This is a genomic window from Methylophilus sp. OH31 (assembly GCF_000576615.1).
In the GTDB taxonomy this organism is placed as follows: Bacteria; Pseudomonadota; Gammaproteobacteria; order Burkholderiales; family Methylophilaceae; genus Methylophilus.
Map to the genome: position 1 here is coordinate 339,955 of NZ_BAUS01000001.1, position 16,752 is coordinate 356,706.

Sequence of the window (16,752 nt, forward strand, 5' to 3'; positions counted from 1 at the left end):
GGGCGTTGAGGAAAAGCGATTGATAGCATTGAGAACTATCGACCAAAACCAATCACATCGACAGAAATAATGGACGGCAGCACTGGTTTGACCAGCGCACTGCTAGCTGCCGAGTTGGCAACATTTTGGGCAACCGCCTGGCTCGCTGCATTCACGCTATCCGGGTTAGTGGTTGTACCAATCCCTGCAATGGCTGTGGTGGCGGCAACCGGAATGCCTGTTGAACCACTACCAGCCTGGATATTGCCAGCATTCAGCACCACTGGCGAAACAATTTGAATGATGCCTTGAATACCTGCCTCACCCGCATCGACAATCGGCGCTGTCAGATAGACATTGCCTTGTGTCGGGGCCTTCTCTGGACCATTCGGACCATCCGGGTCATAAGTCTGGGCACGAATACCACTGCCAGCGGCGACCCCACGCACTTCTACCCGCGTATTACCATACACATCGGTCTGCACAATACGCTCAGGTACCGAGGTCGCTGTTTTAGAGCCGCGACCTGCATCAATCGTACCGTTCGTTGACCAGATGGCAATGTCGCTACCAAACTGCGTAATTACCTTGGACTGGTTCACCGAGAAATCACCATTGGCAATCGCTCGTATCTCACCACCCTTTTCCGTAATGATACCGATATCGTCACCACCCTGTCCTGGCACACCCACATTAATCAATCCGCCAGGCGCGATCAGGTCAATACTGCCACCACTATTGGTTGAAATTTTGGAGTTGAACAGCAAAATATCCCCGGCAAACTTAGTCGGATACAAGGTATTCAGGGCATCATAACCACGCTGATGACTATCTGTCTTGGCGAAGTTTTGAGCTGAGTTAATTAACTCGGTCGTCAGGTGGCGATTCACGAACACAGTTTTTATCGCTGTAGACTGCGCATTAAACTGCATGTAAGCCTGCGCTTGCGTCAAGTCATTATTACCAGTGAGTTTCTTCATAAACGCCAGCAAATACGCTGCCGTTTTTTCTTTATAAGTTGCCAAGGCGCTAGCATCATCCTCAATCACTTCTGGCCCTGCGCCTGCAGGTGCGATATAGCGATCAATGTAGTCTTGCACTTTGCCACCCGCCCCTACCCCCGCTAACAGGCTGATAGACGACCCTGTTGTCGGCAGCAAGGTATTGGCACGGTAAGCTGGGGTAAACTCAAAGTCGCCATTGCTGGTGCCCGTGCTGCCGACCGCCTGGATGGTGCTCACATCATTGTAAACCAGGTCCACATTTCTACCAGCTTGTACCAGTAACTCACCAGGCCCCGCAATCACCACATTTTTGGTATTCACATCACGGCCAGCGGCAATCACACTGATATCACTGCTACGGTTATTTTGTAGTGCAATATTCAAACGAGTCACATCTTGGCCAGCGAGAATCTGGGTCGCTTTTGGCAAGTAGATCAAACCAGGGACCAAGCTGTCATAACTGCTAATATCCCCTGACTTAGTCACAATGAATGCAGATTGCAAATCGTTCGCATGTAACAGACTGTTGGCGTGATTATTAAAATATGGCAAATCATTAGCCAGCAACTTGGTGGTGTCGTCATTAAAGTCCGAAGACCTCATCGGGGTATTGACCGTTGGCAGGTCGGTGAGATTGGCATCAGACATCATCAACCGATCAATCTGTATGCTTTTGTCAGCCAGCAATGACACATTGCCCTGGCTAGCGGGCACCAGATATGCCTTATCCAACGTGATACTACCGTTATGCGCAGCCATTGATACGGTACCAGGATTCAACCTGATGCCCCCATAGACACTACGTAAACCAGCAGAGCTGGTTAACAAACTGTCTAATTGAGTCGCATAGGTAATATCACCAGTGAGTGCATTCAGGCTCACAGCAGCGGATTCACTGTAAGTATTAAAGTAGCTACTATGGAGAGTACTGTCACCGTTGGGCGAGTTGGTCGTCGACTGCGGCATCAAGGTTGGATTTAAAGTCGCTTCAATGCGCACATCTTTACCCGCACTCACATCAAACTTGCCATCCATCATCGCCAGCACAGTGCCATAGAGTTTATCTGCCTGCGCAGTAATACTGCCTCCAACCTTGATTGTCCCCTCACCCTTGCCAATAAAGTAGACACCGCTATATAAATCCCCCCCTGCCGTGATGTGCAAATCGCCGCCGCCATTCACCACACTATTGCCTGTAGCGCCATCACCAAAATTGTCGTAACGGGCAGAAGTGGGCACAGAAGCTGAGAAGTTTGCAATGTTACCGCCTGCGTTGATGGTCACATTACCACCGCCCAGTGCACCCAGGCTTTGCTTGAATTGATCATTGCGTATCCACCAGGAGGCATCTTTCAATTGAGTGTTGCCTGCCTGACGGAACAACCACTGATTAATTACCTGATGGCTATCATTTTCTGAGCCATTGATATTCCCGCGTACATTCAGCGTAATATCTCCCCCATTGTCGAGGTACAACGGACGTTGTGCGACAACTGGCGGCGTGAAACCGGGCAACGCAGCCGCTTCAACCCCAGCTGTGTAAATCACAGAGCTCGCATTGCCCATCACGAGATCGCCACCGGTGGCGATCTCAATATCACCAGTGCCAGTTCTCACCAGCTTGTTACTGGCCAGCGTCAAATTACCTGACTCACTATTACCATCAACACCGATGGTAGATGGCGTGGTATTCATCACATTGGCCGATGTCATATCGGCACCTGCCACCAAACGGTAGCTCCAGGAGTTACCCGTACCAATGGTTGCAGTGGTCGCCGCACTGGCAAAGCCGTCACTGAGCGAACCGTTCAGATTAAGATTGTTGGCAGCACGTAAAGTAAGTACGCCAGGCTCATTACCAGTACGTGTGTCCGAGTATAGGTTCCAGTCAGTACTGACCGTCAAATTACCGTTAGAACGAATTTCCTGACCGGCGCGCAGATGGAAACTGCTATCCCCCGTTTTTCCAAGGCTGGCCAGAATGCTGGCCTGGTTGCCCATAAAACTGCTGACGTCGTTTGCCAGAGTGGTATAGCCCAAAGTAGCGCCATTGCCACTACCTGTAGTCAATGTCGTCACATTATTGAAGACTCTGAATGCTTCCAGCACCACAGACTGTGCACCGGTAATGGTCGTATCCAGACTATTTACCGCCACACCCGTGCCTGAGCCGGCACCTGTACGAGGTGCACGCAAGTTCACAGTGCCTCCAGCACCATTGCTACCGCCAGCGACTTGTATGGTAGACCCTTGATTCAGGTTGAGCGCCCCATTACTGGTCGCTAACGCCACCTTGCCGCCCTCTGCACCCGCTGTAGAAGAGTTTGCAGTCAGTTGCGCAGTGCTTTCCAACGTTAAGTCGCCCGCAGCATACAAGCCAATACTGCCCTGCTTGTCACTGTTGGCATTCACTGTGCCAGACACATTAATAGCGCCCTGGTCTGCCGTCACCGTAATTTGCTTGGCTGTGAGTGCTTGTGCGCCAGTGCCATCAATATTGACATCACCGGTACGCACACGATAGCTACGGCTTTGACTAAATCCTTGTGCCTGCTGATCAACGGCAACAATAGAGGGTAGTGCCCCGGCATCCACCTCCAATGCCCCCCCCTGCCCGGTGCCCAGCGCACGGCCATCTAACTGCCCGTGCAACTGGATATTGCCCGATGTCGCTGACAAGCTGACTTTGCCTGCATCCGCATCACCTTGTGCGCTGACATTCACCACGGCCCCGCTATCGACGACAATATTACCGCCGCTGCCCAGTTGCACTTTACCTGCGTCTATATAGGTGGTTTTATCCGCATAGGTTTTGCTGGATGACGATGCTACCACTACCGCCTGGCTGCCTAACTGTAACTGGCTGCCCCCTTGCAGATTGATCTGGCCAGACAAAGCCTCAATACGACTGTTCACATTCAGTTGATCGGCTTGCAAGGTCAGCGACCCGCCAATATTGGTATTAGCGGCGAGACCCGTCGTATCGCCTTGCGTAGTGGTCAATGTACCAGCTGTGGCCACGGTATAGCTGGCCGAACTCTCAGTAGTGATTCTGCCTACATTCAGCTGCGTTTGGTTCACTTGCAAATCAAGCGCGCCACGTTCTGCCACGGTTAATGTCTTGGCATTGATCTGTACACCATCAAACCCGCCTATGGTATTTTTATCAACGCTGGCAATCGCATTGTTTTCAAGCACACCGGATGGATCGCCTTCCAGTCGTACAGACCCAGCATTGATTTGCAAGGTCCTACCTGATGGATCGGCAACACCAGCGTAACTTGCATCAACCGTATTTTTCAAGGTAAAAGTCTTGGTATTGAATGTCACGGTACTACCGGCAGGAGCGGCTGTTTCACCGTCTGCCAAATGGCCTGCGATACCAGCCGCATTCACTGTGAGATTCAATTTGTCATTACCGAAGGTCACATCACCATAGGTATCAACGGTGCTGTAACTATTTAGGGTCAGGTTAGCCACATTATCTAGTTGTGACAGGGTTTGGTCATTGACATGCAAACCTGACTCCCCGTCGGGTGCATCACCGATCAGGATGCGGTTAGAGCCCAATGTGGCACTGGCACCATCGGCCAACGTAATATTACCGGCAAAGCTGACATTCTGGCTGCCATCCATCACCAGGGTATTCCCTGCGGAAATCTGCGCATTTTGTGCAATATTCAATGCTCCGCTCTGTGCGTTTATCGATGTCCCCGTGCGGGTATATTGCAACTGGTTAACAGAAGACACGCCGAAAAATGCGCCATCGCCACTGGTGTTGATATTGACCGTTTTAGCACTGGTATTGCGGGCACCGGTATCGATTTGCGCACCAGAGGCCATATTCACACTGTCACGTGCAGTGGCCATAAATTCCACCGTATGCAAGACTTGGCTGGCATCGTTTTCGATGCTCACCGTGCTGGCAATCGTATTGATGTTAGTGGTGTTATTGTTCTGGCTACGTATCCCTCCAAGCAGAATACTGTCAGCATTGAGTGCATTTAACTGACTGGCCTGCAACTGCAGGCTACTCTGATCGCTGCTATCTACATGGCTGACAACACGAATATTATTGGCACTGATATCGACCATCAGGCCATCTGCACCCGTGATTTTGCGGGCAGTCACAGTTCCCTCTAATGCTAACTGCTGTGCCTGCAAGGTCAGCTTGCCTGCATCCTGTGTATTTTTGACATCTGAGCCACCGGTATGCAACGGGTCAGAAAAATAAGTGCTGGCATTGGTAACCACATATTGTGACGGTGCTTTTGAAACCGCACCTTCAGCAGGTCGCAACACACTGCCGTCAATCACACGGAAGGTGGACCACTGCGCGTCTTTAGCACCTGTATTCAAATCAGCCATATAACCAGTCGTCAACATACTGCCATCCTGCATGGCAGCGGTCTGGCCGCGAACTAAAGAAGCATCGCTACGTTGTACAATAAATGCGCCAGGTACCAGTGCGTATCTGGCAGGCATTAATGTATAAGTGCCTGTTGGTATACCGGCGACGCCAGTAATGTAAATACTCTGACCAACATCGACACCCGCTGAACTGCCGCTATAAGTACGATCGGTAGCAGAGTAATCAGACGCCATAGTCGGAATCAGGGCGTATGTGTTTGGTTGTGCCAAGATATCCTTGGTGCCTCCAACGCCGCCACTCACCCATTCGTAAGCAAACAGCTCGCCACCGCCTGACAGGTCTACAGTGGCGCCTTCACTCAACTTGGTATCTGGCGCTTCAATTGAAATTTCCTTGTCAATCAGGCCACGCGTTTCGCCGTTACTCGGGTTGAATACCTGCCCAGAAGACACGGTGACGCCAAAAGGAATATTCTGGCCAGTACCGGAAACGGACGTCAGGCTGCCCGCGCCCAAAGTGACACTTTCGCTGCCTATGAGGTGAATCTGGCCAAACGGTGCTTTCAATACGCCATCTTGTTGAATATGGCTGGCCTGCAAAGTGAGTATGCCGCCACCGGAGAGCACATTAGAAGGTGCCAAACCGCTGGAGCGCACATTAATCTGGCTATTCGCGCCTTCGGCAACAAACGTCAGCTGCGCACCAGAATCAGGATAGATTTGCCTGGCGGTAAGATTGAGTTCACCTTGGGTCGTTAATCCTGCCGGTGTGGCATTCAAGCCAAACTGCACATAAGTGCTCGCTCCTTGGCCATGGATATCCCGTAAGGCATTCAGGTTAGTGCGGTTCACACCACTGGTGGCAACTAAGCCATCAATATAAATCTGGTTGGCATTCATGGTAAGCTCACCATTGCCGCCCAATACTTGCGCGTCTACATCATTTTTGCGGCTATAAAGTTGTAAATGGCCTGCACTTAATTGTGCATGACCATTATCCAGCACTTGCAACACCGGACTATCCAGGCGCAAATTACCGGCAACCGACAAGTTCAGGTCTGACGCAAGCACCAAGCGGTTATTCGTATCAACCTCACTGGTGATAAAACTGCCCAAACGCACATTATCAAATCCACCCGACTCAATTTGAGCGGCAGAAATTTGTGCCCGTTGCAATTGCCCGGTGGCTGTCGTCACGGCCGTCGTAGTATCTTTCAGGGCATCACCCACTTGGATATTGGCGGTCAGCAATTGCTGATCATTGGTGACATGAAAACGGCCACTGTCATTGACATAAGGGTTGCTGGCATCATAGTCTACAGACTCAAAGCGCATATTCAGGCTACCACCGCGCCCGGTGCCTTGCGCATGGCCGGAGAGTGTGCCATCGACCAACAGGCTGCCATATCCATATAAATTAATCTCACCGGCATCGCCGTAGAGCGTTTCGGCAAGATAGCCACGATTAGTCAGCGTATTGGTCGCAACATTGGTCGCAGAGACATTTAACAATGCACCCTGCTTAATGACCACCGCCCCTTTTTGTCCGTTGTCAGCACTATTTATCGTAATGGTGCCAGCATTCACGATTTGATTCTGCTCCAGGCCAGCACGCGAGTTTGGCAAGCGGAAGCTGGTGCCTGACACATCCAGTGTCGCGTGGCTGCCAACAAAGACCATTTGGCTGGCATCTTCAGGCATTGTAGGATCGTTATCATTGATTCTCAGGGTGATATTGCCCCCTTTGGCGGTAATATCGCCTAAGACATTCACCTGCTTGCCTGCCGACAGCTGCACGCTGCCTCCTGCATCTGTCTTGATATGGGCATTTTCATGCACAGTGAGCACACCTAGTACATCACCTTCCCGATGGCTGGCAAAATCAAAAGAAACCGCCTGCCTTAAATAGTCAGGCAGTGTGGTTAAACGCGTCACACTCAACAGGTTATTGCTACTGGCGGCAGTAGAGTATCCTGACTTCATCTGCAGGGTTTGTGCCACGCCATAGACCAGGCTGGTGGTGCCTACATTATCGGCACCAATGTGTACATTAAACGCACCCAGATGATATTTGGAAAAACCACCCTGGCTGAAAAAGCTGTTGTTCAGGCTGAAGTTCAACGCATCGGTGGCAATACCATCTACCCCAATATATAAATTGGTTGGATTACCCTGACCGAACTGGATATTCAGCTCACCGCCATGATCGAAACCATACGCGCGCAGGGCCAGGTTCGCAGGCAATTGGTTTTCAGTGGTAAAACCGATATTGCCCGCGGCGCCTGTGTGCACAGTACCATTGCGATCAACATAAGCACCAGCAGAGGCATCCAGCGTCACATTCTGGCCAAACTCTATAATACCCGCCTGAATGCTACCGGCACTTTCAGCCGTCTGCTGCGTTAATGCCCCTTTCATGCCGATCTTGTTATTGATGAAATTGCCTGCTGTCGAGATTGTCACATTGTTTGCAATCTTGGTCAGGCCGGCATCCAAATACACATCGGCGCCGTTGGCCGTAATATTTTGGTTAATATTTACAGCGGTCAAGCCGCTACGGCTGAGCCTCAGTGAGCCATTAGCATCGAGATTAAGCGCCGTATTCACATTCAACGTTTGTACATCATGAAAATCAATCTGGTTAAACCCCTGCGCCAGAAAACCGGTGCCTATGCTGGAAACAAAGTTATCGTCACCGGCAATGACATCATCAAAAGCAAAGCTGCTAGGCAGGCGCTGTATTGAGCGTACCAGGTCAAGATTGCGGGCACTGGCCTCCAGGGACGCCCCCAATGGAATATGTTGTGAAAGTAACTGCTGCTGGCTCACTTTGGTATTACCCAGCAAGGTACCGTCTAACACCAGCTTTTGTACAAATCCACCTGACACCGGAGTGGTCAACTTGACTGCGCCGGCATTCCCTCCCTCAAAAAAGCTTTTGACCTGGTAGCTCAGGTTACCCAAGGTAAATGTTTCTGACGTGCCCCATTTGGCGTCGTAAACAGTCTTGCTATCACCCAGCCCGCTATAGGCCACCCCAACCTGGGCCTGGGAAATCGGCACCAGCTTGCCATTAAACAAAAGTTGAGACTCTTTCAGTGAGCCTCCGGTGTAAGTGGTTGAACCACCTGAAACATTAATGGTTGAGCCTTTTGCGGCGATGATTTCATTCGGGTTTGACAAAGTCACTGTACCGGCATTAGTCATCTTTTCAGACACCGTCGCCATGCGCGTCGAATCAATATACGGCTGCAGGTCAAACAGGTCGGTGCCTTTGCGGGCATCTACATAGACTTTTTTGCCAAACAGGTTAGAGCCACGCAAAATAGGATTGTCTTTCAGTGCGTCTGAGTTCAGTTGCACCTCAAGCTGGAAACGTGACATCGACGCCACCGCATCAACGCCAGATACATCTATGGTTGCATGCTCACCCAGGTAAATACGCTGCGCAACCTGGCTATTAAGTACAGAAGCCGCATCAAACACACTGCTCACCGTGACGTTACCACCTTTGGCACTGACCAGGCCGTCAATATTGACCAGGCTGCCTGCGATACTGATATCTGAGGTTTTGAATGCTAATGACGCGAGCACCTCTTCTTTATCATTCACTTCAGGTTTGACTTCCGTCACGCTGCCAGTACCTAAAGTCACAATACCGTCGTATCGCTGATCAGACTCTCCATTGACAACCGTGGCATTAGACTGCGCAACCAGCTTGATAGAGCCGTTAGCTCGCACAGAGGTGGTTGCCGAGAGAGTACCCATCTGATTCACGGCCAGGCCCATCATGGTGATGTTGCCGCGCTCAGCCACAATTTTACCCAGGTTGGTGGCGGTGCCGCCGGAAGCCACCTCGACCAGCATACCGGCTGGGTCCTGGCTGCTTTTGAGATAGATTTTTTTACCCGCGGCTAGAATGGTCTGGCCATCCGGCGTTTTGATCACGGCGTCTTTTTCGACTTTGACGTTAGGCGCAAACAACATCACCTTGCCGCCCCTGGCGGCATTAATCTGCGCACCGCTTTCTACGCGAACCTCGGCATTATTCACTTTCGTGGCCTGATCTGGCGTCAGGTTAATGGTATCCACCAACTCAAACACACTGTTATAGCCCGCCTCATTCACAAAGCCGGATTGAAATAGGGCATCGGTAATATTCAAGGTCCCGGCAAACAGTGAGCCGACGTTGAAAACGGCGTCTTTACCAATAATCACGCCATTGGCATTAATAAAATAGATATTGCCTGCTGCATTGACGTTGCCGTTCAGTATGCTGGGATCTACACTATGCACTCGATTGAGCATAGACCAGCCAGCCTGCATATTCACATTGAAGTTTTGCCCTTTGCCCAAGTCTAACTGGTTATAGTTGACAATCGCCTGTGGCTTCAACTGCTGGAAAGTAATGTTATTGATATCGGAACTGATCACACGCGTAGAATCATTAACGATATCGCGAATATTGATCCCGGCAGGCATATCAGCCCAGGCGCTCATCACGGCCCATGGCCCGGGGAGCATGCTTAAAGACAACCAGATCGCAGCGGTACGACGCGTACGACTGCGCCCGTCACCTGAGCATGAGGAGGCAATTTCAGCAACCACCACCAGTGCATGGTGAACTTTGCTAAATACCAGTTTATACAATCCCTGATTCATTTCTTTACTCCATTCACTCGCTCGCGGTTACCACTCATAGCCAACACGGAAGTGCAGCCTGTAATCTCCATGCTCGACCTGCGGCGCATCATTCATGGCCTGTGCATAATCAAGATAAGAGAACCAGCCCGCCGTGGTCTTTAATTTGAAACCCAGGCCGGCAGAATACAACTCATAAAAAGGCTCCAGCCCCGCCGCATTCTTCACCTGCACACGGCCGGCATCTATAAAGGTATAGGCGTACATTTCCTTGATATAGTCCGCAAACGGGGATTGCTTGAATGCCCTCGCCAGTGGCGGGGTCCGTAACTCAACAGAACCGGAAATACCGCTATCTCCCAAACGGCTAGACTCCAGATAACCACGCACCGATTCCACACCGCCGATGCTGAATTGCTCGGTCGAAATCAAGGGATCGCTGGCCAACTGTGCCGCCACCTTGGCTTGCAATGCCCAGCCGGAAGTAAAGGTATAGAGATGCTTGGCATCTGCACGTAAATAGAAAAAATTGGCTTTGGCTTTATCTCGTTTAAGATCAAACTCAGCGTTGCTGTTGCCCATCAACCTGGGGGCCATATTCAGCACCATGCTGGTTTGGGTCTGGCCATAGGCTGACTGGATATTGGTGTCATACCCGACAGAGGTTGCCCAATAACTAATCGGCGTTTTCGAGGTCAAAGGGCCTGGTGCTGCCGGGTCGGTACTTGGCAAAAACAGAGTTTCTTTGAACTCTTTATAGTCCATACCAAACGTCAGGCTATGGTAGAAACCATCGGACAATGGCAGCGGATGAATGTATCTCCCGCCCAGGATATAACCTTTACCAATGACGTTGATGTCGCCCACGGCAGCAATATTGCTGTCCGACACCACGGCATACGCAGCAAAGTAATCGCCATTCAGGCGTGGAATGACATAGGTTCCGGAAAACACTTTGACTTCATTGGTGTCTTCAGGGGAAACCTGCAAGTTCAGCCCCAGGCTGTGGTCTTTCTGAAACAGGTTTTCGTATTTCACCCCGGCGTTAAGACGCAGCTCTGTGGTGTTGGGGGAGTAGCGGTCATTCAATTCCAGGTTAGCGTGTAAAGGCAATTTGTCTTTGACCTGCAAGTCGATTTCAACCGTACCCGGCGACTTGCCAGGACGCAGTACTGGCGTCACCTGGCGATTCTGGTTGCGGTTAAGCGTGCCGAGCTCTCTTTGTGCAGTCGGAAAATGAGGCACCGAGCCCTCAGCGAACTGCGGTGCGCGCGATTTGATCTCACTCAATGTGTGATACTGGGCATCCACCACCTGCAAGCGGTCAACCTTGCCCTCAGTCACCAGCAAACGCACAATGCCTTGATCCACGTCTTGCTGTGGAATGCTGACTGACACCGTTAAATAGCCAGCTTCCTGGTAGGCTTTTTCCAGTGCAGACCTCGCCTGCTCAACATCCTGTATGGTCTTTTTTTCCCCCATATAGGGATAGACTGTTTGTTCAATCGCGGCACTATTTAACACGGTGTTGCCATCCACCTGGAATTCAAACACATTAAACGTGAGTTCATCCGCAGCGGTGTTTGCAGGCGCAACCTCCGTCATGACTAAACCAGCTTGTTCTTCAGCAAAGACGGTGTGAGACATAGCACATGCCAGCACAGACATCCATAGCAGTGGAGATTTCGAATTCAAGTTAAAGACCTTTGTAAAATCAAACGTTTGGCAATTTCAACAGACCTGCATTTTCTTAAACTTTTATGTCATGCACATGAAACGGACTAGTCCACAAACACCCTCCATCAAAAGAAAAACGCACCCCCTTTTGAGGAGTGCGTTTATGGAGTGTCTACCCTTGTTAAGCGTAGATGTTTAACTTTTTATTATTCATACAATACTGCTGGTGCGCAGTTGTTGCCGAAGTTTGTAAACTTGGCTTTTACAACGCCTGCTTCACAAGTTGTGTTGCCACCGTCTGGGTTCAATGTCAAACCACGTGGCAATGTTGCACAAGCAGCCGCTGATGGGTTTTTCAAAGCGTTAACGATAGTACCAACAATGTTTCTCTGGAAGCCAGCTGGTGCTGTGTTAGCCACGAATGCTTTCATTTCCATATGGAATGGATAAGTACCAGCAGCTGCAGCTGCACGTGCATTTGCAGCATCACCAGTTTCTGGGTGTGAACCATCAACTTTGATGTAGCGATAGCCGCTGTTAGCTGCATTTTCTACCGTTGGATCATTTTCCAGGGACAATACACCGATGGCATAACGTGAACCAGCAGCAGCGTTAGACGCTGTTGTGATGTTGGTTTTTACGTTACCTGAACCGGAGTTCAATACCACTTGGTAGTTACCAGTAGAAGCGTTTGCTGGTAACAGTTGGCTACCGCCCAGGCATGGGTTACCCAGGAAGAAAGCATTTGAAGAAGCTTGTGAACCGGATGTATCTACACGGCGTTGGATAATCACTTTTTCGCCATTGTCGTCACCGATAATAGGCAACCAGGATTCAGCAGTCTGTACAGCACCACCTTCAGCCAGGATAGAAGCGATTTGACCTTTAGTCAGAGATGGTGCCAATGCTGCTGCATAGCTTGTACCTGACTCAGAGATACCTTGCACTTCTTGCAGTTTGCGGTACAGCGGTGTAGACACAGCAACACCAAACGCCTGGCCCAGGAACGCATTGCTAACCGTACCGAAGCTGGAAACATTACCGCCACCGATAGTAGCAGAGAACAAGGCTGGCTCAACATCAGAGAAACCACCAACGATTTGTTGTGGTGCCAATGGGTTAGCAGTTAATGCTGCGGCGTTAACAGCGTTGTTTGCAGCTGTTTGTACACCGTTTGCATCCAGAGCAACCGCAGCACCTGATTGTGCGCAGCCTTTGTATACATCAGCGTTATTGGCAGTGTTAGTAGCGTCAGCGTAACCAGTTGCCAGTTTAGTACAGGAAGCATTGCCTACGTAAGAAACACGAGCCAATTTGGTACCGTTAGTGAATGGTGTATAGGCATTCAATGAACCGCCGTCTACAGTGTGATACAACACAGAAGTACGTGTACCACGCACACAAGCATAAGCAAAGAAGTTACCCAGTGAACCTGGTGTAACAGCTGTGCTTGAAGTGGCTTGAGATGTAAAAATAGAACCTGTACCAGCCTGGCAACCCTTTACCCAGCCTTCATAGATGGATTTGGTTGGTGCAGAAGCACCAGCAACCCAGGCCTGATCCAAAGTACCAGCACCACGAGCAGTTTCAATTTGAGCCGGTGTAACACCTGCTGAAGCAAATGTACTCACAGACAATGCTGCCAGTGCAAATGCGATTTGTTTGATTTTCATCATAGTTCCCTTAAATTTGCTGCATCAAATAGCGTGAAAGAGCAGAGAGGCCCCAAAGAGCCTCTTTTTAATTATTTTGCAGATTTACGACGACGTGCAGCAGCAGCTACAACACCCATACCCAACGCCAGCAAAGCAAAGTTTTCTGGTTCTGGTACTGGAGTAGCAACTACTACAGAAGAGATAGTCAACAAACCAGCTTGAGAGAATGTTACTTTGGTGTTGTCATAGAGGAAGTTAGTGCCAGCACCGTTAGTTGCTTTTTGCACGGTTTGGTACAGACTCATTTCACTGCCCACCAAAGCGATAGATGTTGGGCCTTGGAAAGCGTTGTTATCATTCGCAAAATATGTGAATGGGTCGTTGTTTTGGTAAACAATTTGGTTGAAGTTACCAACTGCAGTAATCAGTGGTGACTTGGAAATGGCAAGCGCCTGATCATTGGTAGGATCGAAAAGAGTCTTGTCGTATGAAGAAATCATGCCACGAGCACCAGCAGCAGCGCCAGCGCCCAAGGTGTCACCAGCAAACACGTTGTAGTAAGTCGTGCTCAGGTTGGCACCGCCAATGAATGACTGGAAAGCTAAGTTTGAGCTCAGGTCAAATGTCAATGTCGCGCTTGCGCCATCAAAACCTGAATCAGCAACATCAGTACCGATTTCATTCAAAGTGCTGTAGAAAGAACCAGTATCAATCACCAAAGCCGTGCTGGTAGAACGATCAAAAATGGTCAAGAACAAAGAACCATTACCACTTGCTGGAACGCTTGTCGCGCTAGCAACGCCAGACACTGTTAAAGCCAATACAGCAACCAATGCTTTTACTTGAAATTTCATAAACTTCTCCTTAATTTTTTGAGCAAACCGAATAGAAAGAGCAAACTACTAATACCTGAGCGAATACGATGAAACTCATCCCAAAAAATTATGCAGTCGCTACATGACAGCCTTACTTTGTAAACCTAGTCCATGTGGACTAGTCTGGCCGCGCAAAATAGCCGCATAAAAATCCTAAGTAGTTTAGAAACTCAACATGACAGGCTTAAAGTAAAAACTAGTCCGTTCGGACTAGTTTGAGTCATTGCATGAAAGCGCTAAAAATGCGGTGGGTAATCTTTATTGCTTGCGGGTAATCAGGCCCAATTTGAGTGCTTTACTGGCCGCCTGACCGCGATTCTCTACATCCAGTTTGCGCAGGATATTTTGCACGTGGTTTTTAATGGTGAGCGGGCTGACTTGCATGATGTTGCCAATCTCCCAGTTGGTTTTGCCCGCTTGCAGCCATTCCAGCACTTCCAGCTCCCGCTTGCTTAAAGGCTTGATACGGCCATTGCGCGCGGTGGTGGATAACACGGAAGGACATTTATTGGCAGTGACTTTAACGATCGCGCAATGCAGGTGCGGCATCAGCAACTCGAGCAAATGGGCAGTTTGCGCATTGGCCGGTGAGCTTAAACGGCCAAACATGACCATGGTGGCAATGCGGCTGTGCTCGTTGCCAAAGCCATGCACGACAAAGCGCTTCAGCTCAGACGACAACATGCGCTCAGCATCGACATGCTCAACGGCATAATGGTTATATTGCTGCGCGGCGAGCTCAGTATGGTAAAACACCGGCATACCCAGCTTGCTCCAGCGCGTAAAGGCTTCGCTGACCAGGCCATCTTCATCGTTGAGCACCTGGTCAAACTGGGTGTCGCCAAAATAGCGGCTGGAGGTCAGATACTCATAGTCATAACTGGCACGCTCCAAGCTACGCACACCAATAATCACCACCTCATGCGCCAACAAACACTGAAACCCTCGCTGTAGCCAGTTAAAAAGGTGTGAGCGATGCTGCAGACGCAACGACTCCTCAATCACCTCCATAAATAGCGCGCGTTGCTCTTCATTCAGTGCCAACGTCCACTGGTCGCTGGCCTGATCCATCCCTGTTATTGTTGTATCCATGTGTTAACCACATTTATATAAATGCAGCAAGTTTGCTCAGAATTTGTGACAGAAAAATGATTGGCACGTGTCAGTTGATTGATAAATTGATGACAGCGGATTAGCGGCATGACTAGAAAGGGAAATCGGCACTTTACCAACGGCCGGTTTTATTGGCACAGCTCTGTACCCACATGACAATCACATGAATGACCAGGTAAAGCATGCCTGACAGCGCAGGACCGATTGTCTTTGCCGTGTCACATGGTTGTGGCACAATCAGTCTTATCATGAATGCGTCCGCTTCCCGCTTGCGTCAAATCAGACTGGCATCGTTGCTGGCGATTTTGATCGTGTGTGGCGTAGCGCATGCGGAGGCGCTCCCTGTTGGCTCAGTCTCAACGACGCAGACATTAGCCGAGCATATCCTGCTGGATAACTCCAGCGACATGGAGTTAGTGATCAGTAATATTGACGCGTCGGAGACAGAAAACGAGCCTTTCGCGCCATCCCCCGCCAGCCAGCCGTCCAAATGGAAAAGCGGTGCAGTCCCTTATCAAGCCGAGGTGCAAGCCGCAGCTGAGGCGACGCAGATAGATCCGGCGCTGATCCATGCCGTGATTGCCACCGAATCCGGCTACAACCCCAAAGCGCTGTCACGTAAAGGCGCTTACGGCCTGATGCAAGTGCTACCAGCCACGGCACAAACCATGACCGCCATTCCTGTCAAACAATGGTCGGTGCCGCAGCAAATATTATGGGGTTCGCATTATTTAAGACGCATGCTGGATATGTTTGAAGGCAATGTTCCGCTGGCACTAGCCGCTTATAATGCCGGGCCACAAGCGGTAAAAACCCACCAGCACGCCGTGCCGCCTTTTGCCGAAACCAGGCAATATATTCCCAAGGTGCTTGGCTACTATCAGGCGTTTAAAACCCGACTCGCACCACCAGGTTACGCCAGCCAGCTCAGTAACTGATCCGCTCTAACGATTTACCCAGGCCTGCTCCAGGTCAGCCAGGGTATTAGGCTCATACACAAACAACCACTCGCGATAATGCTTGGCGCCATGAAAGCCTGATTGAGATTCCTGATAGCCACTGCTGCGTATGGGAGCCAACAGCGACTGGCTGTGCACGCCAACAATACGGCCATCCCTGATAACTAGGGTCATACCCTGTTTGACCGCAAACGGGTCTGCATACAATTTGCGTAAATGCCGCTTGGGCACCGGAAAGCGTTTGTCTTCTATCAACTCATCCAAGCGTATCGGGTATTGCTTGACCGGCTGCGGTGTAGACTCATAATAGCGCCCAATGGCCAGCCGGTAGGCTTCACCGGTCTCCAGCAATTGAGCCTCATGGCTGCGCTGGGATTGCTGCTGCCATATGACCGCCGCCCCCTGCATGCCTATAGCCGCAATCACCAGCGTCACCATCACGCCTATGTAAGAAAATCCATATTGCCTGAACATACCC

The 16,752-nt window shown here is 50.2% G+C and carries 8 protein-coding genes; 1 reads left to right on the top strand and 7 read right to left on the bottom strand.

The window, feature by feature from the left end:
• Nucleotides 1-35: 35 nt before the first annotated feature.
• From OH31_RS01480 to OH31_RS15230, 6 genes are all read right to left on the bottom strand, one after another.
• On the bottom strand, nucleotides 36-10,016 hold the full coding sequence (locus OH31_RS01480; protein WP_024929351.1) for a filamentous haemagglutinin family protein: 9,981 nt from the start codon (nucleotides 10,014-10,016) through the stop codon (nucleotides 36-38).
• Between the two features lie 27 nt (nucleotides 10,017-10,043).
• On the bottom strand, nucleotides 10,044-11,642 hold the full coding sequence (locus OH31_RS01485; protein ID WP_024929352.1) for a ShlB/FhaC/HecB family hemolysin secretion/activation protein: 1,599 nt from the start codon (nucleotides 11,640-11,642) through the stop codon (nucleotides 10,044-10,046).
• Between the two features lie 236 nt (nucleotides 11,643-11,878).
• Nucleotides 11,879-13,348 (bottom strand): hypothetical protein, encoded by a 1,470-nt coding sequence (locus tag OH31_RS01490; protein ID WP_242402162.1) that lies wholly within the window; start codon nucleotides 13,346-13,348, stop codon nucleotides 11,879-11,881.
• A gap of 68 nt (nucleotides 13,349-13,416) precedes the next feature.
• On the bottom strand, nucleotides 13,417-14,181 hold the full coding sequence (locus OH31_RS01495; protein WP_024929354.1) for a PEP-CTERM sorting domain-containing protein: 765 nt from the start codon (nucleotides 14,179-14,181) through the stop codon (nucleotides 13,417-13,419).
• 279 nt (nucleotides 14,182-14,460) lie between these two features.
• On the bottom strand, nucleotides 14,461-15,294 hold the full coding sequence (gene epsA, locus OH31_RS01500) for an XrtB/PEP-CTERM-associated transcriptional regulator EpsA (protein WP_235273092.1): 834 nt from the start codon (nucleotides 15,292-15,294) through the stop codon (nucleotides 14,461-14,463).
• 133 nt (nucleotides 15,295-15,427) lie between these two features.
• A complete protein-coding gene (locus OH31_RS15230) occupies nucleotides 15,428-15,565 on the bottom strand; it encodes a hypothetical protein (protein WP_242402163.1) in 138 nt (45 codons plus the stop codon).
• Between OH31_RS15230 and OH31_RS14305 the strand changes: the two genes are divergently transcribed.
• The gene (locus OH31_RS14305; protein WP_242402164.1) at nucleotides 15,564-16,253 is read left to right on the top strand and encodes a lytic transglycosylase domain-containing protein; all 690 of its coding nucleotides are present in this window, start codon (nucleotides 15,564-15,566) and stop codon (nucleotides 16,251-16,253) included. The two genes, OH31_RS15230 and OH31_RS14305, sit on opposite strands and share 2 nt — an antisense overlap.
• Before the next feature lie 6 nt (nucleotides 16,254-16,259).
• On the opposite strand, the gene OH31_RS01510 is transcribed toward OH31_RS14305, so the two are convergent.
• A complete protein-coding gene (locus OH31_RS01510; RefSeq protein WP_024929356.1) occupies nucleotides 16,260-16,748 on the bottom strand; it encodes a type II secretion system protein in 489 nt (162 codons plus the stop codon).
• Nucleotides 16,749-16,752: the final 4 nt, after the last annotated feature.